The organism is Geodermatophilus sp. DSM 44513 (assembly GCF_032460525.1).
Lineage (GTDB): Bacteria > Actinomycetota > Actinomycetes > Mycobacteriales > Geodermatophilaceae > Geodermatophilus.
Map to the genome: position 1 here is coordinate 1,075,310 of NZ_CP135963.1, position 26,145 is coordinate 1,101,454.

The following is a 26,145-nucleotide window of genomic DNA, read 5'->3' on the forward strand; positions in this document are numbered from 1 at the left end:
GAACCCATGCGCGTCAACTTCGTCCTCTCCGAGGTGGCCACCGGGCTGCGTCGCAACCTGACCATGACGGTCGCGATGGTCCTGACCACCGCCATCTCCCTCGGCCTCATGGGCACCGGCCTGCTGATCGCCGGGATGATCTCCGACATGAAGGAGATCTACTACGACAAGGTGCAGGTCTCCGTCTTCCTGGCCGACGACGTCACCGACGAGCAGCGCTCGGCCATCGAGCAGCAGCTGGCCGGCTCACCGGAGGTGGCCGGCTACATCTACGAGTCCAAGGACGAGGCCTACGCCCGGTTCCAGCAGCAGTTCAGCCAGCAGCCGGAGCTGGTGCAGAACACCCCGGCCGACGCGCTGCCGGAGAGCTTCCGCGTCGAGCTGGTCAACCCCGAGCGCTACGCGGTCGTCGCCGCGGAGTTCCCGAACGGGCAGAACGGCGTGGACCAGGTGCGCGACGAGGGGGACTTCCTCGACCGGCTGTTCAGCCTGCTCAACGGCGCCCGCAACGCCACGATCGCCGTCGCCGTCGTCCAGGCGCTCGCCGCCCTGCTGCTGATCTCCAACACCATCCAGCTGGCCGCCTTCAACCGGCGCAACGAGACCAGCATCATGCGGCTGGTCGGCGCCTCCCGCTGGTACACCCAGCTGCCGTTCATCCTCGAGGCCGCGCTGGCCGGCCTGATCGGCGCGCTGCTGGCCATCGGCGGGCTGGTGGTGACCAAGCTGCTGTTCGTGGACAAGACCCTGGCCGGGCCGATCCGCGCCGGCATCATCCCGCCGGTCGACTGGGGGGCCATCGCCGTCATCAGCCCGGTCATCGCCGCCGCCGGCGTGGGCCTGGCCGGCATCGCCGCCTACGTCACCCTGCGGCTGTACGTGAGGCTCTGACACTGCGGTCCTACCGGACCGCACCGCGGCCACGTGCCGTCCCCCGGTGTCGCTGAGCCCCACCGTCGGACGCGCCGGGAGCCCTCCGGGCCCCGCGCCGCGTCCGACACCGCGCTGCGCGCGGCTAACCTCAAGCCATGCCGCGGGAGCAGGGGCGCAAGTTCATCGCCCAGAACAAGAAGGCGCGGCACGACTACTCGATCCTCGACACCTTCGAGGTGGGCCTGGTGCTCACCGGCACCGAGGTGAAGAGCCTGCGGGCCGGCCGCGCCTCCCTCGTCGACGGGTTCGCCACGGTCGACGGCGGCGAGGTGTGGCTGCAGCACGTGCACATCCCCGAGTACACCGAGGGCACCTGGACCAACCACGCCCCGCGCCGCAAGCGCAAGGTGCTCATGCACCGCGCCGAGATCGACAAGCTCATCGGCAAGACCAAGGAGGGCGGCCTGACCCTCGTGCCGCTCGACCTGTACTTCAAGGACGGCAAGGTCAAGGCCACCCTGGCGCTGGCCAAGGGCAAGAAGTCCTACGACAAGCGGCACGACCTCGCCGAGCGCGACGCGCGGCGGGAGATCCAGAAGGTCTTCGGGCGGTACGTGAAGGGACGGCGGTAGTGCGGGGCGTGGCCTATGAGGAGTTCGGGGGCCCGGAGGTCCTGACCCTGCGCACGGACCTGCCCGACCCGCCGGTCGGCCCGGACACCGTGCTGGTCCGGGTGCACGCCGCCGGGGTCAACCCGGTCGACGGGAAGATCCGCGACGGCGCGCTGGCCGGCGCGTTCCCGCACCACTTCCCGATCGTGCCCGGCTGGGACGTCGCCGGGGTGGTGGAGGCCGCCGGCCCGGCAGTCACCGCCTTCGCCGCCGGCGACGAGGTGTGCGGCTACGTGCGCCGCGACGACGTCCAGTGGGGGACGACGGCGGAGCTGGTGCCCGCGCCGCAGCGCTGCCTGGCGCACAAGCCCGCGTCGCTGTCCTTCGCCGAGGCGGCCGGGTTGCCGCTGGCCGGGCTGACCGCCTACCAGGCGCTCACCGAGGCGCTCGAGGTCGGCGAGGGCGACCGGGTGCTGGTGCACCGGGCCGCCGGCGGGGTGGGCTTCTCCGCCGTGCAGATCGCCGTCGCGCTCGGCGCGCACGTCATCGGCACCGCCAGCCCGCGCAACCACGGCTTCCTGCGCGACGCCGGGGTGGCCGAGGTGTTCGACTACGCCGCCGGGCCGCTCAGCCGGCAGCTGTCCGAGCCGGTGGACGCCGTCCTGGACCTGGTCGGCGGCGACACCCTGGCCGACGCGCCGGAGCAGGTCCGCGACCGTGCCCGGATCGCCTCCGTCGTCGACCCGGCGGTCAACGGGATGGGCGGCCGGTACGTGTTCGTCCGCCCCGAGCACGAGCACCTCGAGGAGCTGGGCCGGATGGCCGACGCCGGGCAGCTGCGGGTGCCGGTCGCCCGTGCCTTCCCGCTGGAGCAGGTGCGCGAGGCGCAGGAGCTCGTGGCCGGCGGGCACGTGCGCGGCAAGGTCGTCGTCACCCTGCTGTGACGGGACGACGGATCGAGCCGCCGGCCGACGACGCCGACGTCCCCCGGTACTGGCGCGCCCTCGGCCTGCCCGGGCTGGTCGACGTGCACGTGCACTTCCTGCCGCCGCGGGTGCAGGAGAAGGTGTGGGCGTACTTCGCCGCCGGTGAGCAGAACTACGGCGCGGCCTGGCCCGTGCACTACCCGCTGCCGGAGGAGCAGCGGGTCGCGGTGCTCGACCGGCTCGGCGTCCGGGCGTTCCCGACGCTGCCCTACCCGCACAAGCCGGGCATGGCCGGCTGGCTCAACGAGTGGTCGGCCGCGTTCGCCGCCGCGCACCCGCAGGTGCTGCGGTCGGCCACCTTCTACCCCGAGCCGGAGGCGCCGGCCCACGTCGAGGCGGCCCTGGCGGCGGGGGTGCGGGTGTTCAAGGTGCACGTGCAGGTCGGCCGGTTCGACCCGCGCGACGCGCTGCTCGCCCCGGTGTGGGCGCGGCTGGAGGAGGCCGGCACCCCGGTGGTCATCCACTGCGGCTCCGGACCGCTGCGCGGGGAGCACACCGGACCGGTGCCGATGACCGGGCTGCTGGAGCGCCACCCCCGGCTGCAGCTGGTCATCGCCCACCTCGGCATGCCCGAGTACGCGGACTTCCTCGACCTGGCCGGGCGGTACGAGCGGGTGCACCTGGACACCACCATGTTCGCCACCGACTTCGTCGAGCGGCTGATGCCCTTCGACCCGGCGCTGCGGCCGCGGCTGACCGCGCTGCGGGACAAGGTGCTGCTCGGCAGCGACTTCCCGTCCATCCCCTACCCCTACGCCCACCAGCTGGCCGCGCTGGACCGGCTGGACCTGGGGGAGGAGTGGCTGCGCGCGGTGCTGTGGCACAACGGCGCCCGGCTGTTCGGGGTGGCGGCGTGATCCCCGGCATCCGGCTGACTGCCGCTGTCCTCGGCACGCCGGACCCGCGCGGCCTGGCCCGCTTCTACCAGCGGCTGCTCGGCTGGCCGATCCGCGACGACGAGCCGGAGTGGGCGACCCTGCGCCCGGCGGACGGCAGCACCGGCCTGTCCTTCCAACTGGAGCGCGAGCACGTCCCCCCGGTGTGGCCTCCCGAGCCGGGCACCCAGCAGATGCAGACCCACCTCGACCTACAGGTCGAGGACCTGGCCGCGGCCGGCGCGGCCGCCGAGGAGGCCGGTGCCCGGCTCCTGGGCGCCCACACCGAGCCGCACGAGGAGGTGCGGGTCTACGCCGACCCCGCCGGGCACCCGTTCTGCCTGTTCGTCCGGGTGGGCGCGGGACCGTCGCGGCAGGAGCAGCCGGACGCCTGACGCGGCGGGTGGTGGCAGGGCCTTCGGCCACTGGACCGGCGTGCCGCCCCGGGTGTGTCCTGGGACGGATCCGCCGTCTCGCCGGGGAGGTCCGCAGATGACCCGGACAGCTGTCGCACGCACACCGGACACGGGTCACGCGGTCGTCGTCGGCGCCGGCATGGCCGGCCTGCTGGCCGCCGCCGTGCTGGCGGACCACGTCGACCGGGTGACCGTCGTCGAGCGCGACCGGCTGCCGGACGGCGCGCAGCCCCGCCGGGGGGTGCCCCAGGGGTGGCAGGTGCACGCCCTGCTCGCCCGCGGCCTGGTGGGCCTGGAGCGGGTCTTCCCCGGTTTCGGGCAGGACCTGCAGGACGCCGGCGCCGTCCCGGTCCGCCTCCCGGGGGACGTGCTCGTCCTCGGCCGGGCCGGGTGGATCGACCGGCGCGCACCCGGGTGGCTGTCGCTGTCGGCCAGCCGGCCGCTCATCGAGGCGACGGTGCGCCGGCGGCTGCTGGAGCTGCCCGGGGTGAGCATCGTGGACGGCTGCAGGGTCACCGCGCTCCGCGCCTGCGACGACGGCCGGGCGGTCCGCGGGGTGGTGCTGCGCGGGGACGGCGGCGCGGCCACCGTCGACGCCGACCTGGTCGTCGACGCCTCCGGCCGGGGGACGCGGACCCCGACCTGGCTGGCCGGGCTCGGGGGTCCGGTGCCAGAGCGGACGACGGTGGACGCCCGCATCACCTACGCCAGCCGCTTCTACCGCACCCCCGACGGCTCCACCGCCGACTGGAAGGGGTTGATCATCTTCGGTGACCGCGCGGACAACCCACGGACCGGCTACCTCTACCCGGTCGAGGGCGGCCGGTGGGTCGTGGGGCTCATCGGCGCCCGCGGGGTGCACGCGGCGGCCGACCACGCCGGCTTCACCGCCTACGCGCGCAGCCTGCGGTCCCCGGTCCTCGCCGAGGCCATCGCCACCGCGGAGCCGGTCAGCGACGTGCACCTGCACCGCGGCACGAGCAACCGGCGGTGGCACTACGAGCGCCTGCGCCGCTGGCCCGAGCGCCTGGTGGTGCTCGGCGACGCGGCCTGTGCGTTCGACCCGGTGTACGGCCAGGGCATGAGCAGCGCCGTCGTCGCGGCCGAGCTCCTGGACGCGTCCCTGCGCAGCCGGCGGAACCGGGGCGACCTGGGCGGTCTGGGCGGTCGCTTCCAGCGGCAGCTGGCGCGTCGGCTGGCGGAGCCGTGGCTGTTCGCCGTCGGCGAGGACCTGCGGTTCCCCGGCACCACCGGCGGCCGCACCGGACCGCTGCGGCGCACCCTGCACCGGTACCAGGACCGACTGGAGGTGGCCGCCACGTACGACCCGGTGGTCACCGACGTCTACGTCCGGGCGCTCGGCATGCTCGAGCGGCCCACGGCGCTGCTCCGCCCGCACCTCGTCCTGGCCGCCGCCCGGAGCCGGCCGAGCCGCGGGGAGGGTCCGCCCGGCCCGGTGCCGGTGGCCCGTGCTGCTGGTACGAGATCCGCCTGAGGAGGCGCACGGCGTGCCGGGAGGGACCCTTGCGTGGACCCCCGGGCCCGGAACCCGGTCGACCGCACCGGCCGCCGTCCCTACGCTGCCGACCCGTGGACGGACTGCCGGCGGACCTCACCGCCCGCCCGCTGACCGCCGACGACGTCCACGCGGCGGCCGAGCTGCTGGCCGCCGCCGAGCCGGCCGACGACACCGGCGAGCACCTGGACGCCGACGACGTCACCGAGTGGTGGGTCAACGACCTGGTCGACCTGCCGCGCGACGGCCGGGCGGTGTGCACGGCCGACGGCACCCTCGTCGCCTGGGCGCTGGTGTTCTCCCTGGGCGGGGCGCGCGAGGACCACCGCATCGCGCTGGACGGCCGCGTGCACCCCGGCCGGCGCGTGGAGGGGGTCGGGCGGGCGCTGCTGGCCTGGCAGCTGCAGCGTGCCGCGGAGGTCCACCACCGCGTCCACCCCGACCTGCCCGCGCGGCTGACCGTCGCGGTGCCGCCGGGGATGGCGTCGCTGGGGTCGCTGGCGCGCCGGGCCGGGTTCACCGCCGAGCGCTGGTACGCCGACATGGAGCGGCCGCTGACCGGGCTGCCCGACGTCCCGGCCGTGCCGGGCGTCGAGCTGGTGCCCTACAGCCGCGACCGGGACGACGAGGTGCGGCGGGCGCACAACGCGGCCTTCGCCGACCACCACGGCTCCGCCGAGCGCGACCCGGCGTCCTGGGCGACCTGGTACACCGGCCAGCGCGCGTTCCGCCCCGAGCTCTCCGTGCTCGCCCTGGTCGACGGGGCGGTGGCCGGCTACGTGCTCGCCTACGTCTACGACGCCGACACCCGCGCCACCGGCCTGCAGCAGGCCCACCTCGGGCAGCTCGGCGTGCTGCGCGCCGCCCGCGGGCGGGGCATCGCCTCCGCCGGGATCCTCACCGCCCTGCACGCCGCCGCGGCCGCCGGCTGCGACACCGCCGGCCTGCAGGTCGACACCGAGAACCCGACCGGGGCGTTCGGGCTGTACCGGCGGCTGGGCTTCGCGGAGATCCGCACCCGCGCCCAGTGGGCGTGCACCCGCCCGCCGGTGCGGTGAGCTGGACCGGTCCGGGCGTCGTCACGCTGCCCTCCGGCGTCCGGGTCCGCGGCCGCCGGCTCGGCACGCCCGGCTCCCCGGCCGACCGGGCGGTCGTCCTCGGGCGCGGTCCGCTGCCGCCGTGGCCCGCGCGCCGGGTCCGCTGGCCGGACTTCTGGGTGCCGCCGGACCGGGACGACGTCCTGGCCGCGCTGACCGAGGCGCTGGAGCAGGCCCGGGCGGGGGACCAGGTGGAGGTCGCCTGCCGCGGCGGGGTCGGGCGCACCGGCACCGCGCTGGCCGCGCTGGCCGTCCTCGACGGCGTCCCGGCCGCCGACGCTCTCCGGTGGGTGCGCCGCGAGTACGCCCCGCGCGCGGTGGAGACGCCCTGGCAGCGCCGGTGGCTCCGCACGCTGCACCGGTAGGTTGCCGCGCATGGTCAGCGCCGATCAGCCGGCTCCCGACGTCGCCCGCGCGCACCGCGCCGTCGAGCCGCTGCACAACCAGGTCTACTTCTCCCCCGAGCAGGACGAGTACCTCACCGCGATCGGGCTGCGGCCGGGCCGGATGTGCTACTTCGCCGGGCGGGCCGCGGCGATGGGCGCGGTCGGGCCCGGCGCGGTGGTGGCGACGTTCGCCAACTTCGCCCCCTCGCTGGTGGCCCGCCACGTGCCGCGCGCCTGGACCCTCGCCACCCCCGAGCAGGTGCTCGCCGCCCGGCTCGACGGCGCCCGCGCCTCGCTCACCCGGCTGCTCGGCGGAGCAGAGGCGGCCGCCGCGCCGGAGGTGGCCGAGCTCGCCGGGCTGCTGCGCGAGGCGTGCGGCGTGCTCACCGCCGAGGGCCGCCCGCTGTACGCCGGGCACGCCGACCAGCCCTGGCCCGAGGAGCCGGTGCTGTCGCTGTGGCACGGCGCCACGCTGCTGCGCGAACACCGCGGCGACGGGCACGTGGCCGGGCTGGTGCGGGCCGGGCTGACCGGCCTGGAGTCGCTGGTCACCCACACCCTCACCGGCCGCGGGTTCACCGCCGCCGCGGCGCGGGCCACCCGCGGCTGGAGCGAGGAGGAGTGGGACGCCGCGTGCGCCGCTCTCACCGGGCGCGGCCTGGTCGCCGACGGCGGGCTGACCGACGAGGGCCGCCGGCTGCGGGCCGAGGTGGAGGCCGGCACCGACGCGCTGTCGGCGACGCCGTGGCTGCACCTCGGGCCCGAGCGCACCGCCCGGGCGGTGGAGCTGGGCAGGGCGCTGTCGGCCCGGCTGGTCGCCAACGGCGCCTACCCCGCCGGCATGTTCAGCGGCCGGTGAGCGTGCCCCGGGTCCCCGAGACCGACGGCGAGGGCCCGACCGCGGAGTTGCTGCGGGCCCGCCGCGGCGGGCAGCTGTCCGCGCTGGACCGGCTGCTGCTGCACAGCCCGCCGGTCGCCGAGGGCTGGAACGCGCTGCTCGGTGCGCTGCGCAGGGGGACGACGCTGGCCGCGGACCTGCGCGAGCTCGTCGTCCTGCGGGTCGCCGTCCTCAACGACGCGGTGTTCGAGTGGGCCGCGCACGAGCCGATCGCCCGTCGCGCCGGGCTGGCCGACCCGCAGCTGCGGGCGCTGCGCCGTCCCGGCGCGGTAGGCGAACCGGTGTGGACGCCGGTGCAGGCCGCCGTGCTCGCCTTCACCGACGCCTCCACGCGCGAGGTCGCCGTCCCGGAGGCGGTGTTCGCCGGCGTCCGGGCGCACCTGGACGACCGGCAGGTCGTCGAGCTGACCGCGCTCGTGGGCGGGTACGCCATGGTGTCCCGGTTCCTCGTCGCGCTGCAGGTGCCGCCGCCGCCCGGGGAGGTCGCCGGGTAGACCGCGGGTCCTCGCCGGACGGGCCGCGGGTCCCTGGGGTCTCGGTCACACCCCGAGGGGAGGCGCGCCATGACCGCGACCGAGCTGATCGGCCTGGTGCTCGACGTCGGCTGACGGCGCCCCGGCGTGCTCCCGCCCGTCCCGGGACGACGGGGACGCAGACGTGTCATGATGGACGACGGCCCGGGGACGGGCCGGCCCACGGACGACGGGAGGTGCTGAGCGATGCGCAGCGAACCGCCCAGTACCGGCACCGGGGTCCACGCCGCCTGAGAGAGGACCCCGTCCTCCCCACCCTTCGCATGCTCAGGGTGGGACCCGGGACGGGGCCTGGGGCGGGCCCCGACGAGGTCCCCGTCCCTCCGCCTGCCCAGGAGTCCGCCGTGGTCGACCGCCGCCGTGCGCCGCTCACCGCCCTGACCACCCTCACCCGCCGCCCCCGGCCGCCGGTGACCCTCGCCCCCGTGCCGCCGCCCGCGCCGGAGCCCCCGCCCCCGCGGCCCGCGGTGATCGTCGACAACGCCGTCTACTCCGCCGGGCGCCGGGTGGCCACGCCCGAGTCGCCGCTGGAGAGCCACCAGTGCCTCGTCGAGGACGACGAGCGCCTGGCCTGGCTGGGCCTCTACCGGCCCGAGCCGCGCGAGCTCGGCGAGCTGGCCGAGTTGTTCGACCTGCCCGAGCTCGCCGTCGAGGACGCGATCACCGCCCACCAGCGGCCCAAATTCGAGCGGTACGGCAGCACGCTGTTCGTCGTCCTCAAGGCCGCGCGGTACCTGGACGCGGCCGAGGAGGTCGAGTTCGGCGAGCTGCACCTGTTCCTCGGCACCAACTTCGCGATCACCGTGCGGCACAGCGAGTCCCCGGACCTCTCCCGGGTGCGCCGCCGGCTGGAGAGCGAGCCGGACCTGCTGGCCAAGGGCAGCGAGGCAGTCCTCTACGCGATCCTGGACGCCGTCGTCGACGGGTACTCCCCGGTCGTCGCGGGCCTGGCCAACGACATCGACGAGATCGAGACCCAGGTGTTCGGCGGGGACCCGCGGGTGTCACGGCGCATCTACGAGCTGTCCCAGGAGGTGCTGGAGTTCCAGCGCGCCGCCCGGCCGCTGGGCGGCATCCTGGCCGCGATCACCGCCGGGTTCGACAAGTACGGCGTCGACGAGGAGCTGCGCAGCTACCTGCGCGACGTCGAGGACCACGTGGTGCAGGTCAACGAGCGGGTGGAGGCCTTCCGGCTGCAGCTGCGCGACATCCTCACCGTCAACGCCACCCTGGTGGCCCAGCGGCAGAACGAGGAGATCCGCGAGCTCACCGAGGCCTCGATCGGGCAGGGCGAGGAGGTCAAGAAGATCTCCGCCTGGGCGGCCATCCTGTTCGCCCCCACGCTGGTGGGCACCGTGTACGGGATGAACTTCGAGGTGATGCCCGAGCTCGGGTGGACCTACGGCTACCCGATGGCGGTGGTGATGATGCTCGGCGTGAGCGTCGTGCTCTACGCCGTCTTCAAGCGCCGCGATTGGATTTGAACCCGCCGAGCCCGCCGTGATCATCGGCGGGTGGTGGTGCGACCCGCCGGTGGGGGCAGCCACCCGCCGACGCTCGACCCGCCCGGGGGAGTGCGGGAACACCGCGTCGGCCGGTGCCGTTACGCTGTCTGCACAACTGCACAGGGGGTGAACGGTCTCGACTGCGGTCGTGTGACCAGGGGAAGCGAGCCGAGGAAGCCGACGATGAGCTCGTTAACCACGCGTCGGAAACCACACAAGCGCCGACTCCAGTCAGCGCGAGTTCGCCCTCGCTGCCTAAGTAGCGAGAGCGACTCTGTCAGCCCGGGTTCGTCATCGGCCCGGATCCTGGCATCAGCTAGATGACTGACCGTGCGCGCCGGTCGCGGGCGCGCACGGGACACCCAACAGCGACTGGGCCCGTCATCCCGTCTCGTTCGTGAGATCGGGAGGGTCGAGCAGAGACGCAGCGGACTGCGCTCGGAGAAGCCCTGGTGATGCGTCGCAGGACGCGGGTTCGATTCCCGCCACCTCCACCCACCCCTGTGAGAGCCCCGCGCGGACGCCGTCCGCGCGGGGCTCTCGCGCGTCCGGGGTGCGACGCAGGTCGTGCGTCCCCTCCGGGTCCGCGGGGTAGCCCTGCCCCACGTGCGCCCGGCCGAGGGTGCGGGGGAGGGGTGGGCCGTGCGTGCTGTCCGGTTGCGGGGTTCCGGGGACTCGACCGTGCCGGTGGTGGTGGACGTCCCCGAGCCGCCCGCACCGACCGGCGACCGGTTGCTGCTGCGCGTGGAGGCGTCCAGCGTCAACGGCACCGACCTGGGGGCGTTCGGCGGGGGCCTGACGGCCGCCGTCGTCCGCCGGGTCAGCCACCCGGGCTTCGACGTGGCCGGCGAGGTCCTGTCCTGCGGCCCGGAGGTGACCGCCTTCGCCCCCGGCGACCGGGTGATGGCCCTGCTCGGGCACTCCGGCGGCGGCCAGGCCGAGCGGGTGGTGTTCCGGCAGGAGCAGGCCGCCCGCGTCCCCGTCTCCTGCTCGGCGGCCGAGGCCGCCTCGCTGCCCCTGGCCGGGCTGACCGCGCTGCAGGCGCTCTACGGGCGGGCGGCGCTGCGCGCCCGCCGCTCCCCCCGGGTGCTGGTCGTCGGCGCCTCCGGCGGCATCGGCGCCGCCGCCGTGCAGCTGGCCCGCCTGGTCGGCGCCCACGTCACCGGCGTGGCCAGCGGTCGGAAGCTGGACTTCGTCGCCGGGCTCGGCGCCCAGGAGCTGGTCGACCGGCACGAGCGGGAGGTCACCGCCCTGGGGCGCCGCTTCGACGTCGTCCTCGACACCCCGGGACGGCTGTTGGCCGCCGCCGCCCGCCCCCTGCTGGCCGACGACGGGGTGTTCGTCACCACGCGCGGCGCGGGGCCGGACTCCGTGCGCGAGCTGGTGCCCGGCCGGCTGCGGCGGGGCGGGCCCGCCTTCGCCACGGTGCGCACCCGGCCCCGGTCGGCGGACCTCGCCCACCTGGCCGCCCTGGTCGACGGCGGGGACCTGCGGCCGGTGGTGGACCGCGTCTTCCCCCTCGCGCAGGTCGAGGAGGCCTACCGCCACGTCCGGGGTGCGGCCACCGGCAAGGTCGTCGTCGCGACGTCGGCCGTGCCGGTCGGCTGACCGCGTCCCCTCCCGCGACCAGGTGACGTCCACCCCTTCCGGGTGACGTCTGTGTGACACGGCTGCACCCCGCGCCCGTCGGTGCCGACCCTCCCGGTACCCGATGGAAGGAGCCCGTCATGCGGAACATGGCGTGCAGGGCCGTGGCCCAGGCCTCGCTGGTCGCGACGACGGCCTCACTGGACGACGAGCAGCCCTGGCCGCTGCTGCTGGTGGCCGGCTGGCTGACCACCGCGGCCGACCTCGTGCAGCAGGCCGACGCGCTGGACGCCGTCCTCGTCTAACGGGGGCGACTGCCCTGCTCGACCGGAGCGGCAGAGCGCCCGCCCGGCCGGTTGGAGCGGACGACGACGAGCACGTCCTCGGTCTCCAGCGTGCCGATGAGCGGGTCGTCGAAGCGCAGCGTGCGCCCGCCCCGGGTCACCGACAGGACGACGTCGCGCAGCTGCCGCGGGCTCAGGCCCACCTCGCCGGCGGCGACCCGCCGCTGGTGCAGGTCCAGCCCCTGCCCGCCGGTGACCAGGTCCTCGACGGTGGCCACGACCCGGGGCGCGTCGGTGGACAGCCCCAGCAGCCGCCCGGCCGTGGCCGAGGTCGTGATCACCGTGTCCGCGCCGGACTGGCGCAGCAGCTGGGCGTTCTCCTCCTCGCGCACCGACGTCGTGAGCGGCACGCCCGGGTTGAGCTGGCGGACGGTCAGCGTGATGAGCACCGACGCGTCGTCCCGGTTGGCCGCCACGATGACCGCCCGCGCCCGCTCGATCGACGCCCGCCGCAGCACGTCGGTGCGGCTGGCGTCCCCGACGATGCCGGTGAGCCCGAGGGAGTTGGCCTCCTCGATCGCCCGCGGGTCGGGGTCGACCACGACGATGTGGTCCAGCGGCGTGCCGCTGGCGTGCAGCGACCGGATGGCGCTGCGCCCCTTGGTGCCGTAGCCGCACACGATCACGTGCTGGCGCACGGTGGACCTCCAGCGTCGGATGCGGAACTCCTCGCGGGTGCGCGTGGTCAGCGCCTCCAGGGTGGTCCCGATGAGCACGATCAGGAACATGACGCGCAGCGGCGTGATGACCAGGATGTTGACCAGCCGCGAGCCCGGCGTGATCGGCGTGATGTCGCCGTAGCCGGTCGTGGAGAGGCTGACGGTCGCGTAGTAGAAGGCGTCCAGCAGGGTGATGCCGATCTCGTCGCCGTCCCGGTAGCCGTCCCGGTCCAGCCAGACGATGAGGACCGTGGCCAGCAGCACCGCCGCGGCGATGACCACCCGGCGCCACACCTGGCGGAACGGGGAGAGCTCGACGTGCGCCAGGCGCACCCCGGTGTGCTCGGTCACCGCGTCCCTGTCGCCGTCCACCGTCGGGACGATAGTGAGGTCCTCCCCGGGCACGCGTGCGGACCGCACCCCTCCGGGTGAGGAGCGGCCGACGGAGTCACCGGGAGCACCGGATGGGTGACGCAGTGCGTCGGCGGGCGGTCCCGACCGGTTCCTTCACCCGCCGTTCGCCCGCCGGTCTCGACACCGCCCCCCGCATCGGACTGGATCGGCCGGGGCCGACGGCGAAGGACGCCGCCCGAGCCCAGGGAGATCCCGTGCGACGAGCCCACCGCCGTTCCGCCGTCCTCACCGCCGCGGTGCTCGCGGTGCCGGTGCTGCTGGCCGGTCCCGCCACCGCCACCGGCTCGGAGGACCACGCCGGCCGCGACCACGGCCACGACCGGGACGACGAGGCCGCCGCCGAGCTGCTGGTCATCGGCCACCGCGGCGCGTCGGGCTACCGGCCCGAGCACACGCTGGCGTCCTACGAGCTGGCCGCCCGGATGGGCGCGGACTACATCGAGCCCGACGTGGTCAGCACGTCGGACGGCGTGCTGGTCGCCCGGCACGAGAACGAGATCTCCGGGACGACCGACGTCGCCGACCGGCCCGAGTTCGCCGACCGGCAGACCACCCGGGTCATCGACGGCGTAGAGCTGACCGGCTGGTTCACCGAGGACTTCACCTTCGCCGAGCTGCGCACCCTGCGCGCGGTGGAGCGGCTGCCCGAGCTGCGCGAGGAGAACACCCTCTACGACGGGCTCTACCAGGTGCCCACCCTCGACGAGGTGTTCGAGCTGCGCGCGGAGCTGTCCGAGGAGCTGGGCCGCGAGATCGGCGTCTACCCCGAGACCAAGCACCCGACCTACTTCGACTCCATCGGGTTGTCGCTGGAGGAGCCGCTGGTCGAGGACCTGCACGAGGCAGGCCTGACCGGCGAGGACGCGCCGGTGTTCGTCCAGTCCTTCGAGACGGCGAACCTGCGCGAGCTGGACGGGGTCGTCGACGTGCCGCTGGTGCAGCTGCTGTCGGCGTCCGGTGCGCCTGCGGACCTGGTGGCCGCCGGCGAGGACACGACCTACGCCGACCTGTCCACCGCCGAGGGGCTGGCCGGGATCGGCGAGTACGCCGACGGCGTCGGGCCGGAGAAGGGGCAGGTCATCCCGCGGGAGGACGACGGCACGCTGGGCGAGCCGACGTCCTTCGTCGACGACGCGCACGCCGCCGACCTGCTGGTGCACCCCTACACCTTCCGCAACGAGAACGAGTTCCTCCCCGCCGACCTGCGCGACGCGGGCGAGGACCCGGGCGACTACGGCCAGGCGATCGAGGAGCACCTCGCGTTCTGGGCGACCGGCATCGACGGCATGTTCACCGACAACCCCGACACCGGCCTGGTCTCCCGGGAGCTGTTCCAGGACTAGGGCAGGGGAGGACGCCCCGGCCGGGATGGGGATGACCGGCCGGGGCGTTGCCCGGGACGTGAAGGTGGAGATCTGGTCCGACGTCGTCTGTCCCTGGTGCCACATCGGCAAGCGCCGCTTCGAGGCCGCGCTGGCACGCTTCCCGCACCGCGCCGCGGTCGAGGTGCAGTGGCGGTCCTTCGAGCTGGACCCCGGCGCCCGGTCGGCCCCCGCGGGTGAGCCCGCCGCGCCGACGCAGTACGCCGAGCGGCTGGCCCGCAAGTACGGGACGTCCGTGCTCGGCGCCCAGCAGATGATCGACACGATGACCCAGCAGGCCGCCGCCGAGGGGCTGGACTTCCGCTTCGACCGGGCGGTGCAGGCCAACACCTTCGACGCCCACCAGGTCATCCACCTGGCCGGCGAGCGCGGGGTGCAGGACGCCGTCAAGGAGCGGCTGCTGACCGCCTACTTCAGCGAGGGCGAGGCCGTCGGCGACCGGGAGACCCTCGTCCGGCTGGCCGCCGAGGCCGGGCTGGACGCCGACGAGGTGCGGGCCGCACTGGCCGACCAGCGCCACGCCGGGGCGGTCCGGGCCGACGAGGCCGAGGCGTCGGCGCTGGGCATCAGCGGCGTGCCGTTCTTCGTCGTCGACCGCAGGTACGGCGTCAACGGCGCCCAGCCCGCCGAGGCGCTGCTGCAGGTGCTCGAGCGCGCGTGGGCGGAGCGGGCGCCGCTCATCCCGGTGGTCAGCGGCGGCGACGGTGCCGTCTGCGGCCCGGACGGCTGCACCGTCTAGCCGGCGCCCCACCGGAGGCCCACGGTGCAGGTTTCCTGCACCGTGGGCCTCCGGTACGTCTCAGCGGGGGCCGAGGTGGCGCAGCAGCGTCTCGCCGAGGTCGCGCATCGCCGCGACCTGCTCGGGGGTGAGCTGGTCGAACAGGTGCCGGCGCACGCTCTCCACGTGCACCGGCGCGGCCGCCTCCAGCGCGGCGAACCCGTCGTCGGTGAGGACGGCGAGCTGCCCGCGGCCGTCCTCCGGGCACACCTGGCGGCGCACCCAGCCGCGCTCCTCCAGCCGGGCGACCGCGTGCGACAGCCGGCTGCGCGAGGACAGGCAGCGGTCGGCCAGCTCGCTCATCCGCATCATCCGGCCCTCGGTCTCCGACAGGGCGACGAGGATCTCGTAGTAGGCGTGCGAGATGCCTGTGCCGTGGGTGAGCTCCCGGTCCAGCCGGTCGGCGAGCAGCTGGTTGCTGTAGAGCCACGCGCGCCAGGCCCGCTGTTCGTCGGCGTCGAGCCAGCGGGGCCAGCCGGCATCGGCGCCGGCGTCCCGGGAGGACGTCGACACGTCGGAGGTCATGGGGTCAGCGTACTGGCGAAGTGGATGAACCCTCAACTAGTGTCCGGGCGACCCGCACCGGCCCCTCCGCGCGGCCCCCGCCGGGGCTCACCGCAGCCGCACCGGGCCGGCGTCGATGGGGGTGCGGAACAGCGCGTACGGCCTGCGCCGCAGGTCCTGCCCGCCTGGCCGCGCCCCACTCCCGCCGGGTCGCCGTACTCGACCGGAACGCCCCGCGGGGGAGGATGGGCCCATGACGAGCTCCACCCTCACCCGTGCCGGCACCCGGACTCCGTCCGCCGTCCTCGTCGCCCTCGGCCTGGCGGCCGGGTTCGGCGTCGCCCAGGCCACCGGTGTTCGGGCACTTGGTGGCGCGCTGTTCGCCGGCGCCGGGCTGGCGGCCGGGTGGCTGTGGCAGCAGCGCCGCGGCTGGGCGGTGGCGCTCGGTCTCGGCGCGCTCTACGTCGGGGCGTTCGTGCTCGCCCACGTGCTGGCGCTCGGCGTCGGGCTGGCCTCCTGGCTGGCGGTCGGCCTGGTGACCGTCGCCGCCGCCGGCGTCACCTACGCGGTGGCCGACCGTCCCTGAGCGGCCGTTCGCGTGCGGAAGGCCGCTCGGAGGGACGGCGATCGGTCAGGCTGGCGGCGTGACGACACGCGCCGGCCGGGGGTGGCCGTCCGACGGCCTGTGGGCGGCTGTGGTCGCCGGCGTCTTCTACGGTCCGGCTCTGCAGGGCGTCGACACCCTGTGGCACGGCGACTCGTGGAGCTGGACACGGGTCGTCGTCAGCAGCGCCTTCTTCGGGGTCGGGATGGTCCTCGCCTGGACGGTCGTGGTCCGGCTGTCGGCGGCTGCCCGGGAACGGGAGGTCGTCGAGCGGGTCCTGCGGACCGGCGCCCTCCCCGCGGGGGCCGGTGAGGAGTGGATCGGACGGCTGGCCGCCGAGCGGCGCCGGTTGAGCCGGGAGCGAGCGGGTGTGCCGGTGCTCTTCCTCGCCGTGTCGGTCCTGCTGGCGCTCGGGGCCGGGGACGCGCAGGGGCCCACCGTGGGAGTGGGGTCCTACCTGGCCGGCCTCCTGGCTGCCGGCGGCCTCGTGGGGGTGTGGCGGCACCGGCGAGTGCAGGTCGCGGAGCGGCTGTCGGCCGAGCTGGCCGAGCGCCTGGCCCGCTCGACGGGGTGAGTCTGCTCACGGATCGCCGTCCGGGCGCCGGTCGGCCACCCGCGACGGCCGGGGAGCGTCCTCCGGGCGCTTAGCATGGGAAGGTCGCCGGGCCGGCGGCCGTTGACCGTGGTGTCGAAGCGCTCCGCAACACAACGAGGACGCGCCCACCCCCGAACCCCCTGAGGTGCCCTCCCGCATGCCCACCCGCGACGACCTGCGCAACGTGGCCATCATCGCCCACGTCGACCACGGCAAGACCACCCTGGTCGACGCCCTCCTCCGCCAGGCCGGCGCCCTCGGGCGGGCCAAGGGCGAGGGGACGGACAACGACTCCACGCAGGACCGCGTCATGGACTCGATGGACCTCGAGCGCGAGCGCGGCATCACCATCCTGGCCAAGAACACCGCGATCCACCTGGCCGACGAGAACGGCAACCCCGTCGTCGTCAACATCGTCGACACCCCCGGCCACGCCGACTTCGGCGGCGAGGTCGAGCGCGGCCTGTCGATGGTCGACGGCGTCGTGCTGCTGGTGGACTCCTCCGAGGGCCCGCTGCCGCAGACCCGCTTCGTGCTGCGCAAGGCGCTGGGCAAGAAGCTGCCGGTGATCCTGGTGGTCAACAAGACCGACCGCTCCGACGCCCGCATCGGCGAGGTGGTCGACGAGACCTACGAGCTGTTCATGGAGCTGCTCGAGGACTCCGGCATGGACGTCGACACCCTCGACTTCCCGATCGTCTACAGCAACGGCAAGACCGGGCAGGCCTCGCTCACCCGGCCGGCCGACGGCACCTCCCCGGACAGCCCGGACCTCGCGCCGCTGGTGAAGACCCTGCTGGACACGATCCCCGCGCCGGTCTACGACGCCGAGGAGCCGCTGCGCGCGCAGGTCACCAACCTCGACGCCTCGCCCTACCTCGGCCGGCTGGCGCTGCTGCGCATCCACTCCGGGACGATGAAGAGCGGCCAGCAGGTCGCCTGGTGCCGGACGGACGGCACGATCAAGAACGTCAAGATCACCGAGCTGCTCGTCACCGAGGGCCTCACCCGCACCCCGGCGGAGAGTGCCGGTCCCGGTGAGCTGGTCGCCATCGCCGGCATCGAGGACGTCATGATCGGCGACACCCTCGCCGACCCGAACGACCCCCGCCCGCTGCCGCCGCTGACCGTGGACGAGCCGTCGATCTCCATCACCATCGGCATCAACACCTCGCCGCTGTCGGGCAAGTCGGGCAAGAAGCTGACCGCCCGGCTGATCAAGAACCGCCTCGACCAGGAGCTGGTCGGCAACGTCTCGGTGCGCATGCTGCCCACCGACCGCCCCGACACCTGGGAGATGCAGGGCCGCGGCGAGCTGGCGCTGGCGATCCTGGTCGAGCAGCTGCGCCGCGAGGAGTTCGAGCTCACCGTCGGCCGCCCGACCGTCGTGACCAAGGAGATCGACGGCAAGTTGCACGAGCCGGTCGAGCGGGTCACCATCGACACGCCCGGGGAGTACGTCGGCACGCTCACCCAGGCGCTGGCCGTGCGGCGGGCGCGGCTGGAGAACCTGGTGCACCACGACACCGGCTGGGCGCGGCTGGAGTACATCTGCCCGTCGCGCGGCCTGATCGGTTTCCGCACCGAGTTCCTCACCGAGACCCGCGGCACCGGCGTCCTGAACCACAACCTGGAGGGCTACGAGCCCTGGCTCGGCGACATGCGGGCCCGTCCCACCGGTTCGCTGGTGGCCGACCGGCAGGGACTGGCGACGACGTACTCGATGTTCTCCCTGCAGGAGCGCGGCCAGCTGATGGTCCAGCCCGGCACCGAGGTGTACGAGGGCATGATCGTCGGTGAGAACTCCCGTCCGGACGACATGGACGTGAACATCACCAAGGAGAAGAAGCTCACCAACATGCGCAAGTCCACCTCCGAGGAGCTGGAGCGGCTCATCCCGCCGCGGGTGCTCAACCTGGAGCAGGCGCTGGAGTTCTGCGCCGAGGACGAGTGCGTGGAGGTCACCCCGGCCACCGTGCGCATCCGCAAGGTGGTCCTCGACCAGACCGAGCGCGGCAAGGCCAAGAACCGCAAGCCCAAGCTGTAGCCGGTCGCCGAGAGGGGCCCCGTCCGGCGTGTCGGACGGGGCCCCCGGCACGTCGCAGGCCGGGGCCCCGCTGCATTGACACCGCCGCAGCGGCCTCCCTACCGTCGGGCGGCGTCCCGGGGCTGCACCACGGGTGCCGGGGGACCGCCGCCCACACCGGAGGCACCGTGCCCGGACAGCTGCCCCGCCCGTCCCGCACCACGCGCCGCCGTGCGCTGGCCGCCGTCCTCGGAGCCGGCCTGCTGGCCGCCGCCCTCGCCGCACCGGCGGGCGCGACCGGTGGCGACGGGCGGCACGGCGGCGGCGGTGGCGGTGGCGGTCCGAGCACGAGTGTCGAGCCGTTCGGCACCACTCCCGACGGCGCGGCGGTCGAGCGCTGGACCCTGAGCAACGGCGACACCACGATGCGCGTGCTCACCTACGGCGGCGTCATCCAGACCCTCGAGGTGCCGGACGCCGCAGGCGAGGCGGGCAACGTCGTCCTCGGCTTCGCCGACCTCGCCGGCTACCTCTCCGAGGACGACCCCTACTTCGGGTCGCTCATCGGCCGCTACGGCAACCGCATCGCCGAGGGCCGCTTCACCCTGGACGGGACGACGTACCAGCTGCCGGTCAACGACGGCCCGAACACCCTGCACGGCGGGCCCGGGGGCTTCTCCGAGCGGGTCTGGACCGCCACCGACGTCAGCGACCGCGACGCGGCCGCCCTGCAGCTGCGGCTGGTCAGCGAGGACGGCGACGAGGGCTTCCCCGGCACGCTGACCACGACGGTCACCTACCGCCTGGAGGCCGGACCGCGGCTGACCGTGCACTACCAGGCCACCACCGACGCCCCGACGGTGCTCAACCTGACCCAGCACACCTACTGGAACCTGGCCGGCGAGGGCTCCGGCGACGTCTACGACCACGAGCTGCAGCTGGACGCGAGCGGCTACACCCCGGTCGACGAGACGCTGATCCCCACCGGCGAGGTCGCCCCCGTCGAGGGCACGCCGTTCGACTTCCGCGAGCCCACGCCGATCGGCGCGCGGATCCGCGCGGCCGACGAGCAGGTCCTGTTCGGGCAGGGCTACGACCACAACTGGGTGCTGGACCGCACCGACGACGGCGCGCGGGAGGGCTCCGACAGCGAGGACGCCCTCGCGCAGGCCGCGGTGCTGCACGACCCGGCCAGCGGCCGGACCCTGACCGTCTCCACCACCGAGCCGGGCATCCAGTTCTACTCGGGCAACTTCCTCGACGGCACGCTCGTGGGCACCGGCGGCGGGGTCTACCGGCAGGGCGACGGGCTGGCCCTGGAGACCCAGCACTTCCCCGACTCGCCCAACCAGCCGCAGTTCCCGTCGACCGTGCTGCGCCCCGGCGAGGTGTACGACAGCACCACGGTCTTCCAGATCACGTCCTGAGCCGGAGGTGCCGTGACCGCTCCATGACCAGTGGTGACGGCGAGCCGGGGGGCGCCGACCCGCCCACCGGCCACGCGCGTCGGCCGGCCCACCCGACTGCCTACGTTGTCGTCGGGGCCGTGTGCGCCGGCCCCGCGGACCGAGGGAGAGGCACGACGCCGATGAGGACCACCCTGCAGACGCTGGCAGCCGAGGGACACCGGGGCGGGATCGACGTCCGGGTCAGCCTGCGCAGCGACGCGGGGTCCGGCGACCCGGCCTTCGACGGTGCCTGGTTCCCGCGCAGCCGCGACCTCGCCGTCGAGCTGCCCGAGCTGATCGCGGCACTGGACAAGCGCGGGCTGCACGTCGAGCGCTTCACCTACTCCCTGGACGCGTGGACCCCGGCACCGCGCAAGGTCGTCGTCGGCGGCCGGGTGGTGCGCACCGGCGGCTTCCGCAGCATGGACGCCGGCGTGGTGTGCCTGACCTGGGCCGGCGGCACCCGCCGCGCCGACCTGCTGGTCGTCCCCCCGGAGACCGACGTCATCACCGGCGCGCGGGCCCTGCGGCTGTGCACCCGCCGCGGACTGCCGCGCTCCCCGCAGATGGTGCTGGCCGCCGCCCGGTCGACGCCCCTGCCGCAGGTGCCGGGCCTGCCCTACACGCGGGCGGTCTGACGCCGCCGGGCTGCGCTGACGGCGAACCGGCTGGACGGCGGGGGAGCCGACCGGCTGGGGTGGGCGCATGCGACTGCTGGTCCTCGGCGGCACCCACTTCCTCGGCCGGCACGTGGTCGACGCCGCGCTCGACCGCGGCCACGAGGTGGCCACGTTCACCCGCGGCGTCTCCGGTGACCCGCCCACCGGTGCGCGGGCGCTGCACGGTGACCGCGACGACCCCGGCGCGCTGGAGGCGGCGCTGGACGGCTGGGCGCCGGAGCTCGTCGTCGACACCTCCTGCCAAAGCCGGGCGGCCGCCCGCAACGCCGCCGCCGTGCTCGGCGGCGTCCGCGGCTACGCCTTCGTCAGCAGCCTGAACGCCTACGCGACCTGGCCGCCCGGGCCGATCGGCCCCGAGGACGGCGAGCCGACCTGGCAGACCGACGACGAGGAGTACGGGCCGGTCAAGGCGCACGCCGAGCGGGTGCTCGCGGCGGCGGTGCCCGGCCGGTTCCTCACCGCGCGGGCCGGGCTGATCACGGGCCCGTACGACCCGCTGCACCGGCTCGGCTGGTGGCTGGAGCGGATCGCCCGCGGCGGGCGCGTGGTCGTGCCCGCGGAGGGCCTGGACCAGCCCATCGCCCTCGTCGACGCGCGCGACCTCGCCGGCTGGCTGGTGGACGCGGCCGCTCGCGGCGACACCGGGGCCGTCAACGCCACCGGCCCGGTCGGCACGACCACGCTCGGCGGCCTGCTCGCCCTCTGCCGCGAGGTGACCGGGGGCGACGCGGAGTGGGTGCCGGTACCGGAGGCCGACCTGCTGGCGGCCGGGGTGGAGCCGTGGCAGCACCTGCCGCTGTGGCTGCCTGCCGAGACCGCCCGCACGGCATGGGACGTCGACACCACCCGGGCGCGGCAGCTCGGGCTGCCCAGCCGGCCGCTGGGGGAGACGGTCACCGACACGTGGGCGTGGCTGCGGTCCGCGCCGCGACCGCCGGTGCCGACCGGCCGTCCCGCCCCCGGGCTGCCCGCGGACCTGGAGGCCGCGCTGCTGGCCGGCCCGGGCGCGCCCCGATGATCAGGCGAGCTGATCCACCAGTATCCGAGCTCACCGCCGGCAGTGAGCCAGGACCGGCAACGGTGAGCCCGGAGTGGCCCCCTCGCAGGGTCCCGCGCCGAGCGTCAACGAGGGGTGGGGGGCGAACGGGTCCTCTCAGTGGCGCGGGTCGGCGGGGCGACCGGCGGCCACCGCGCGGTCGCCGGCCCCGCGCAGCCGGGCGGCCTCCGCGGCCAGGGCGTCGGCCGACTCGCGGACCCGGTCGCGCCGGTACTCCCGCACCGAGTGGGTGACCGCCAGCGCCCAGACCGCGGCGACGGCCAGCAGGACGCCGCCCCGCACCGGCCCCGGCACGTCGAGGCCCTCGGCGCCCAGCAGCACGCGCACGTTGAACAGCACCAGCGCCCCGCCGACCAGTGACCCCAGCAGCCGCGGGGCGATGCGGCGCACCAGCCAGGCGGCGACCGGCGCGGCGAGCACGCCGCCCACCAGCAGCCCGGCGACGGCCACCGGGTCGACGCCGTCGGCGCCCAGGCCGGAGAGGAACCCGGCGCTGGCCGACAGCGCGACGAGGAACTTCGAGGTGTCGACGGAGCCGACGGCCCGGCGCGGCTCCATGCGGCCGCTGGACAGGATCGCCGGCGTGCTGATCGGGCCCCAGCCGCCCCCGCCGATCGCGTTGACGAAGCCGGCGCCCAGGCCCAGTGGGGCGAGGAAGCTGCTGCGCATCGGCTTGCCGAGGTTGCGCCGGTCGACGCCGTGCAGGGTGAACCGGGCCAGCAGGTAGACCCCCAGGGCGACCAGCACGGCGGCCATCAGCGGCCGGGCGACGTCGGCGGGGATGCTGGAGAGCACCTGGGCGCCGGCGAAGGCACCGACCCCACCCGGGACGCCGATCTTGACGACCACCCGCCAGTCGACGTTGCCGAAGCGCCAGTGGGACAGGCCCGTGGCCACCGCCGTCCCGACCTCGGCGAACTGCACCGTGGCCGAGGCCGCGACGGGGCTGGTGCCCAGCGCGAGCAGGATCGACGTCGTCGTGACGCCGTAGCCCATGCCCAGGCTGCCGTCGACGAGCTGGGCGCCGCCGCTGACCAGGGCGAACAGGACGAACACGGGCACGGCGGAGGTCTCCGGATCCAGGGGGCCCGCGGGCGCGCGAGGGCGCGCGGCGCGGGCGGTGCTGAGCGGGCGCGGGGGGTCAGCAGCCCGGACAGCGCGCGGTGCACACGCGCAGCAGGTCGACGTGGATCCGCCCCACCAGGAGCACCGCCGTCGCCGCCACGGGAAATGTCTACCAGGTCGGTCGGGATAGGCGCCCGGGACGTCCCGCTGGCTGGGACGCCGGGCTGCTCAGCCGCGCGCGGTGACCGCGTCGTCCCCACCGAGGGCGGCCACCAGGTCCGCCCGCGCCCGCGCCACCCGGGACCGGATGGTGCCCACCGGGCAGCCGGCCACCTCCGCGGCCTCGGCGTAGGGCAGCCCGAGCAGCTGGGTGAGCACGAACGCCTCGCGCCGGTCGGGGGACAGCCGGCCCAGCAGGTCGGCGACCGCGGCACCCTCGCCGACCCGGTCGGCGCCGCCGTCGGCCGACAGGGCCTCCAGGTCGGCGTCGTCCCGCACCAGGGTCAGCCGGCGGCGCCGGCGGGAGCGGACGGCGTCGGCGCACACCCGCCGGGCGATCGACAGCAGCCAGGTGCGCAGCGAGGAGCGGCCCTCAAAGCGGTGCAGGGACCCGAAGGCGCGCAGGTAGGTCTCCTGGGTCAGGTCGTCGGCGGACTGCCGGTCACCGAGGGCCGCGCACAGGCGCCAGACGTCGGACTGGGTGGCGCGCACCAGCGCCGCCGCGGCGAGCGGGTCGCCGTCCACGGCGGCGGACGCCAGCCGCTCCAGCTCGTCCACGTCCTCCATCCTCCCCGGGGACCCGCCGCCCGGGCTGTCGCGCAGCTCACGGGAACCACCCGCGCGTGCGCGACGACCACCCCCTCGTGCAGTGCACCCCCTACCGCGAGGCGGTCTCCGCCCGGCTGGACGGCGAACCGACCGGACTGGCCCCCACCGAGCTGGACGCCCACCTGCGCGCGTGCGCCGGCTGCGTGGCGTGGGCCCGGCAGGCCGAGCTGGTCACCCGCCGCGCCCGGCTGGCCCCCGCGCCGGCCGTACCCGACCTCACGGCCGCCGTCCTGACCGCGCTGCCGCGCGCGCTGCCCGGCACCGCGGCCGCCGCCCGGGCCCGGCTGACCACGGCCGCACTCCGCCTGGGCCTGCTGGCCGTGGGCGTGGCCCAGGCGGCGGCCGCCTGGCCGGCCCTCGTCGCCGGCACCGGCGCGATGAGCGCGCCGGTGCACGTGGCGCACGAGACCGGCGCGTGGGGGCTGGGCACCGCCGCGGCCCTGCTCGCCGTGGCCGCCGCGCCGCGGCTGGCCGCCGGCGCGCTGCCCTTCCTCGGCACCCTGGTGGTGACCCTCGCCGTGCTCACCGTCGCGGACCTGCGCGCCGGGCACGTGCCGGCCGACCGCGCGGCCGCCCACCTGCTGCTGCTCGCCGGCGCCGCGCTGGTCGCCGCGCTGGCCTGGCGGGGACGCCGCCGCCGCCCGCTGCCCGCGCTCGGCCGGCAGCGGGTACCGGCGTGAGGCGCTGGGCCGCCGGCACGCTGGTCCTGCTGGGGCTGTGGCTCGCGGCCGGGGTGGCGACCGCGCCACCGGCTGCCGCGCACGCGGAGCTGGTGTCGACCGACCCGGCCGAGGGCGCCCGCCTCGAGCAGGCCCCGGCCCAGGTCACCCTGACCTTCACCGAGGGCGTCTCCGTGGGCGCCGGGTACGCGCGCGTCCTGGACGCGTCGGGGGAGCGGGTGGACACCGGGTCGGCCGCGGTGCAGGGCGACGCCGTCGTCGTCCCGCTGCGCGGGGACCTGCCCGAGGGCGGCTACCTGGTCACCTACCGGGTCGTCTCGGCCGACTCGCACCCGATCTCCGGCGCCTTCTCCTTCGTGGTGGGGGACGGCGAGCTGGTGCCCGCCGGTGCCGTCTCGGGCGCGGGGGACACCGACCCCGTGGTGGGTACGGCCCTCCCGGCCACCCGCTGGCTCGGGTTCGCCGGCGTGTCCCTCGCCCTCGGCGTGCCGGTGCTGCTGCTGACCGCGTGGCCGGCGGGCTGGACCTCGGCGCGGCTGCGCCGCATGGTCAGCGCCGGGCTGGCCCTGGTCGCCGCGGGTGCGGCGCTGTCCTTCCTGCTGCAGGGCCCCTATGCGGCCGGCAGCAGCCTGACCTCGCTCGCCGACCCCGCCCTGCTCGCGGCCACCGCGGGCTCGGGCACCGGCGGGGCCACCCTGCTGCGCGTGGTCCTGGTGGCCGCGCTGGCCGTCGTCCTGCGGTCGGTGTGGCGGCGGGGGAGCCCGTCCCGGTCGGACGTCGTCGCCGGCGGCGTCCTCGCCGTCGCGCTGGTCGCCACGTTCGCCGCGGTCGGCCACCCGGTCGCCGGGCCACTACCGGGCCTGGCCGTCGCCGCCGCGGCCGTGCACGTCGCGGCCATGGCGGTCTGGCTCGGTGGCCTGGCCGGCCTGCTCGGCGGCGTGCTGCGCGAGCAGGCCCCCGCGGCCGACGTGGCCCGGGCGCTGCCCCCGTTCTCCCGGCTGGCCGCCGGGTCGGTGACCGCGCTGGTGGTCACCGGCGTCGTGCAGTCGGTGCGGGAGGTCGGCTCGCCCGCCGCACTGGTGACGACCCCCTACGGGTGGCTGCTGCTGGCCAAACTGGTGCTGGTCTTGCTGCTGCTCGCGGCCGCCGGCGTCTCCCGGGTGTGGGTGCAGCAGCACCTGGGCGTGCGGCGGGCCCGGCCCGCGCCGCGCCGGCGGGTTCCCGCGCACGCCTTCTCCTCCGCGGCCGCCGGCCCGGCCGGCGACGTGCCCGAGCCGCACCCCGCCGTGACCTCGGCCGCCGGCGCCCGCGCCGAGGTGCTGGCCGAGGCGGCCGCCGCGGAGCGGCCCGCACTGCGCCGGGCGGTGCTCGTCGAGCTCGCCGTGGGCCTCGTCGTCCTCGCGCTGTCGGCAGTGCTCGTCGGCACCCCGCCGGCGCGGGCCGAGGTGGCCCGGCCGGTGGACGTCACCCTGCCGGTGCAGACCACCGCGGGGGCCTCCGGCAGCGTGCAGGTGTCGGTCGACCCGGCCGCGGCCGGACCGAACACGCTGCACGTCTACCTGCTCGACGAGCAGGGGCGGTTCACCCAGCCCGTCGACGTCCGGGTGACGCTGACCGAGCCCGCCCAGCAGCTCGGCCCGATCGAGGTCGACCTGGAACCGGCCGGGCCGGGGCACTACGTCGGCGACGGCATGGCGATCCCCGGCGCCGGCACCTGGACCCTCGCGGTGGCCGTCCGGCTCGACGAGTTCACCGCGGGCACCGCCAGCACCACCTTCCCCGTCCGCTGAAGCGCCCG

27 protein-coding genes and 1 other RNA gene are annotated in these 26,145 nt (G+C 75.7%); 24 read left to right on the plus strand and 4 right to left on the minus strand.

Features of this window, described 5'->3' with window-relative positions; genetic code table 11:
• The first annotated feature begins 6 nt into the window (after positions 1-6).
• From ftsX to RTG05_RS05230, 14 genes are all read left to right on the plus strand, one after another.
• Positions 7-891, plus strand: coding sequence for a permease-like cell division protein FtsX (gene ftsX, locus RTG05_RS05165; protein WP_166527744.1), 885 nt, complete (start codon positions 7-9; stop codon positions 889-891).
• Positions 892-1,028: 137 nt separating this feature from the next.
• Positions 1,029-1,505, plus strand: a complete 477-nt coding sequence (gene smpB, locus RTG05_RS05170; protein WP_166527745.1) for an SsrA-binding protein SmpB — start codon at positions 1,029-1,031, stop codon at positions 1,503-1,505.
• A gap of 8 nt (positions 1,506-1,513) precedes the next feature.
• Entirely contained in the window at positions 1,514-2,428 is a 915-nt protein-coding gene (locus RTG05_RS05175) for an NADP-dependent oxidoreductase (RefSeq protein ID WP_315912347.1), read from the plus strand.
• Positions 2,425-3,327, plus strand: coding sequence for an amidohydrolase family protein (locus RTG05_RS05180; RefSeq protein ID WP_166527747.1), 903 nt, complete (start codon positions 2,425-2,427; stop codon positions 3,325-3,327). Before RTG05_RS05175 ends, RTG05_RS05180 begins: the two co-directional genes overlap by 4 nt.
• Positions 3,324-3,740 carry a VOC family protein gene (locus RTG05_RS05185; RefSeq protein WP_208104803.1) on the plus strand — a complete coding sequence of 139 codons (417 nt, stop codon included), beginning with the start codon at positions 3,324-3,326 and terminating at the stop codon, positions 3,738-3,740. The genes RTG05_RS05180 and RTG05_RS05185 overlap by 4 nt, the downstream gene beginning before the upstream one ends.
• Positions 3,741-3,837: 97 nt before the next feature.
• Positions 3,838-5,256 (plus strand): NAD(P)/FAD-dependent oxidoreductase, encoded by a 1,419-nt coding sequence (locus RTG05_RS05190; protein WP_315912348.1) that lies wholly within the window; start codon positions 3,838-3,840, stop codon positions 5,254-5,256.
• A gap of 95 nt (positions 5,257-5,351) precedes the next feature.
• Positions 5,352-6,335 (plus strand): GNAT family N-acetyltransferase, encoded by a 984-nt coding sequence (locus RTG05_RS05195; protein WP_166527750.1) that lies wholly within the window; start codon positions 5,352-5,354, stop codon positions 6,333-6,335.
• The gene (locus RTG05_RS05200; protein ID WP_166527751.1) at positions 6,332-6,739 is read left to right on the plus strand and encodes a protein-tyrosine phosphatase family protein; all 408 of its coding nucleotides are present in this window, start codon (positions 6,332-6,334) and stop codon (positions 6,737-6,739) included. Before RTG05_RS05195 ends, RTG05_RS05200 begins: the two co-directional genes overlap by 4 nt.
• Before the next feature lie 10 nt (positions 6,740-6,749).
• On the plus strand, positions 6,750-7,619 hold the full coding sequence (locus tag RTG05_RS05205) for an SCO6745 family protein (RefSeq protein WP_208104804.1): 870 nt from the start codon (positions 6,750-6,752) through the stop codon (positions 7,617-7,619).
• A complete protein-coding gene (locus RTG05_RS05210) occupies positions 7,616-8,152 on the plus strand; it encodes a carboxymuconolactone decarboxylase family protein (protein ID WP_208104805.1) in 537 nt (178 codons plus the stop codon). Before RTG05_RS05205 ends, RTG05_RS05210 begins: the two co-directional genes overlap by 4 nt.
• 383 nt (positions 8,153-8,535) lie before the next feature.
• On the plus strand, positions 8,536-9,675 hold the full coding sequence (locus RTG05_RS05215; protein ID WP_315912349.1) for a magnesium and cobalt transport protein CorA: 1,140 nt from the start codon (positions 8,536-8,538) through the stop codon (positions 9,673-9,675).
• Between the two features lie 143 nt (positions 9,676-9,818).
• Positions 9,819-10,193: a transfer-messenger RNA gene (ssrA, locus tag RTG05_RS05220) on the plus strand.
• A gap of 184 nt (positions 10,194-10,377) precedes the next feature.
• Complete coding sequence (locus tag RTG05_RS05225) at positions 10,378-11,304, plus strand: NAD(P)-dependent alcohol dehydrogenase (RefSeq protein WP_166527753.1); 927 nt, start codon at positions 10,378-10,380, stop codon at positions 11,302-11,304.
• Between the two features lie 119 nt (positions 11,305-11,423).
• A complete protein-coding gene (locus RTG05_RS05230; RefSeq protein WP_166527754.1) occupies positions 11,424-11,588 on the plus strand; it encodes a hypothetical protein in 165 nt (54 codons plus the stop codon).
• Here RTG05_RS05230 and RTG05_RS05235 read toward each other — a convergent pair.
• Positions 11,585-12,658: a potassium channel family protein gene (locus tag RTG05_RS05235; protein ID WP_166527755.1), complete on the minus strand. Its 1,074-nt coding sequence runs from the start codon at positions 12,656-12,658 to the stop codon at positions 11,585-11,587. The two genes, RTG05_RS05230 and RTG05_RS05235, sit on opposite strands and share 4 nt — an antisense overlap.
• Before the next feature lie 236 nt (positions 12,659-12,894).
• On the opposite strand from RTG05_RS05235, the gene RTG05_RS05240 reads away from it, so the two are divergent.
• Both RTG05_RS05240 and RTG05_RS05245 read left to right on the plus strand, forming a co-directional pair.
• Positions 12,895-14,043, plus strand: a complete 1,149-nt coding sequence (locus tag RTG05_RS05240; protein WP_208104806.1) for a glycerophosphodiester phosphodiesterase — start codon at positions 12,895-12,897, stop codon at positions 14,041-14,043.
• 64 nt (positions 14,044-14,107) lie between these two features.
• Positions 14,108-14,821, plus strand: coding sequence for a DsbA family oxidoreductase (locus RTG05_RS05245; RefSeq protein WP_315912350.1), 714 nt, complete (start codon positions 14,108-14,110; stop codon positions 14,819-14,821).
• A 60-nt stretch (positions 14,822-14,881) separates the two neighbouring features.
• Here RTG05_RS05245 and RTG05_RS05250 read toward each other — a convergent pair whose 3' ends face one another.
• Positions 14,882-15,385 (minus strand): MarR family winged helix-turn-helix transcriptional regulator, encoded by a 504-nt coding sequence (locus RTG05_RS05250; RefSeq protein WP_166527758.1) that lies wholly within the window; start codon positions 15,383-15,385, stop codon positions 14,882-14,884.
• A gap of 232 nt (positions 15,386-15,617) precedes the next feature.
• Between RTG05_RS05250 and RTG05_RS05255 the strand changes: the two genes are divergently transcribed.
• The 6 genes from RTG05_RS05255 (at position 15,618) to RTG05_RS05280 (ending at position 21,735) form a co-directional block, all read left to right on the plus strand.
• Positions 15,618-15,950, plus strand: coding sequence for a hypothetical protein (locus tag RTG05_RS05255; protein ID WP_166527759.1), 333 nt, complete (start codon positions 15,618-15,620; stop codon positions 15,948-15,950).
• 58 nt (positions 15,951-16,008) lie between these two features.
• Entirely contained in the window at positions 16,009-16,542 is a 534-nt protein-coding gene (locus RTG05_RS05260; protein WP_166527760.1) for a hypothetical protein, read from the plus strand.
• Positions 16,543-16,720: 178 nt separating this feature from the next.
• Entirely contained in the window at positions 16,721-18,610 is a 1,890-nt protein-coding gene (gene typA / locus RTG05_RS05265; RefSeq protein WP_166527761.1) for a translational GTPase TypA, read from the plus strand.
• A gap of 167 nt (positions 18,611-18,777) precedes the next feature.
• A complete protein-coding gene (locus tag RTG05_RS05270) occupies positions 18,778-20,016 on the plus strand; it encodes an aldose epimerase family protein (RefSeq protein ID WP_315912351.1) in 1,239 nt (412 codons plus the stop codon).
• 161 nt (positions 20,017-20,177) lie between these two features.
• Positions 20,178-20,675, plus strand: a complete 498-nt coding sequence (locus tag RTG05_RS05275) for a DUF5994 family protein (protein WP_166527762.1) — start codon at positions 20,178-20,180, stop codon at positions 20,673-20,675.
• A 67-nt stretch (positions 20,676-20,742) separates the two neighbouring features.
• Positions 20,743-21,735: an NAD-dependent epimerase/dehydratase family protein gene (locus RTG05_RS05280; protein WP_166527763.1), complete on the plus strand. Its 993-nt coding sequence runs from the start codon at positions 20,743-20,745 to the stop codon at positions 21,733-21,735.
• Positions 21,736-21,870: 135 nt separating this feature from the next.
• On the opposite strand, the gene RTG05_RS05285 is transcribed toward RTG05_RS05280, so the two are convergent.
• Together RTG05_RS05285 and RTG05_RS05290 are read right to left on the minus strand one after the other, a co-directional pair.
• Complete coding sequence (locus tag RTG05_RS05285; RefSeq protein ID WP_166527764.1) at positions 21,871-22,836, minus strand: sulfite exporter TauE/SafE family protein; 966 nt, start codon at positions 22,834-22,836, stop codon at positions 21,871-21,873.
• Between the two features lie 231 nt (positions 22,837-23,067).
• Positions 23,068-23,625: a sigma-70 family RNA polymerase sigma factor gene (locus RTG05_RS05290; RefSeq protein WP_396349623.1), complete on the minus strand. Its 558-nt coding sequence runs from the start codon at positions 23,623-23,625 to the stop codon at positions 23,068-23,070.
• Positions 23,626-23,681: 56 nt separating this feature from the next.
• On the opposite strand from RTG05_RS05290, the gene RTG05_RS05295 reads away from it, so the two are divergent.
• Both RTG05_RS05295 and RTG05_RS05300 read left to right on the plus strand, forming a co-directional pair.
• On the plus strand, positions 23,682-24,347 hold the full coding sequence (locus tag RTG05_RS05295) for a zf-HC2 domain-containing protein (protein WP_315912352.1): 666 nt from the start codon (positions 23,682-23,684) through the stop codon (positions 24,345-24,347).
• Entirely contained in the window at positions 24,344-26,137 is a 1,794-nt protein-coding gene (locus tag RTG05_RS05300; protein ID WP_166527766.1) for a copper resistance CopC/CopD family protein, read from the plus strand. The genes RTG05_RS05295 and RTG05_RS05300 overlap by 4 nt, the downstream gene beginning before the upstream one ends.
• Positions 26,138-26,145 lie beyond the last annotated feature (8 nt).

Coding starts and splice junctions, on each gene's coding strand:
- typA (WP_166527761.1), top strand. CDS start 16,721: ATGCCCACCCGCGACGACCTGCGCAACGTGGCCATCATCGCCCACGTC.
- RTG05_RS05280 (WP_166527763.1), top strand. CDS start 20,743: ATGCGACTGCTGGTCCTCGGCGGCACCCACTTCCTCGGCCGGCACGTG.
- RTG05_RS05190 (WP_315912348.1), top strand. CDS start 3,838: ATGACCCGGACAGCTGTCGCACGCACACCGGACACGGGTCACGCGGTC.
- ftsX (WP_166527744.1), top strand. CDS start 7: ATGCGCGTCAACTTCGTCCTCTCCGAGGTGGCCACCGGGCTGCGTCGC.
- RTG05_RS05275 (WP_166527762.1), top strand. CDS start 20,178: ATGAGGACCACCCTGCAGACGCTGGCAGCCGAGGGACACCGGGGCGGG.
- RTG05_RS05290 (WP_396349623.1), bottom strand. CDS start 23,625: ATGGAGGACGTGGACGAGCTGGAGCGGCTGGCGTCCGCCGCCGTGGAC.
- RTG05_RS05255 (WP_166527759.1), top strand. CDS start 15,618: ATGACGAGCTCCACCCTCACCCGTGCCGGCACCCGGACTCCGTCCGCC.
- smpB (WP_166527745.1), top strand. CDS start 1,029: ATGCCGCGGGAGCAGGGGCGCAAGTTCATCGCCCAGAACAAGAAGGCG.
- RTG05_RS05205 (WP_208104804.1), top strand. CDS start 6,750: ATGGTCAGCGCCGATCAGCCGGCTCCCGACGTCGCCCGCGCGCACCGC.
- RTG05_RS05230 (WP_166527754.1), top strand. CDS start 11,424: ATGCGGAACATGGCGTGCAGGGCCGTGGCCCAGGCCTCGCTGGTCGCG.
- RTG05_RS05250 (WP_166527758.1), bottom strand. CDS start 15,385: ATGACCTCCGACGTGTCGACGTCCTCCCGGGACGCCGGCGCCGATGCC.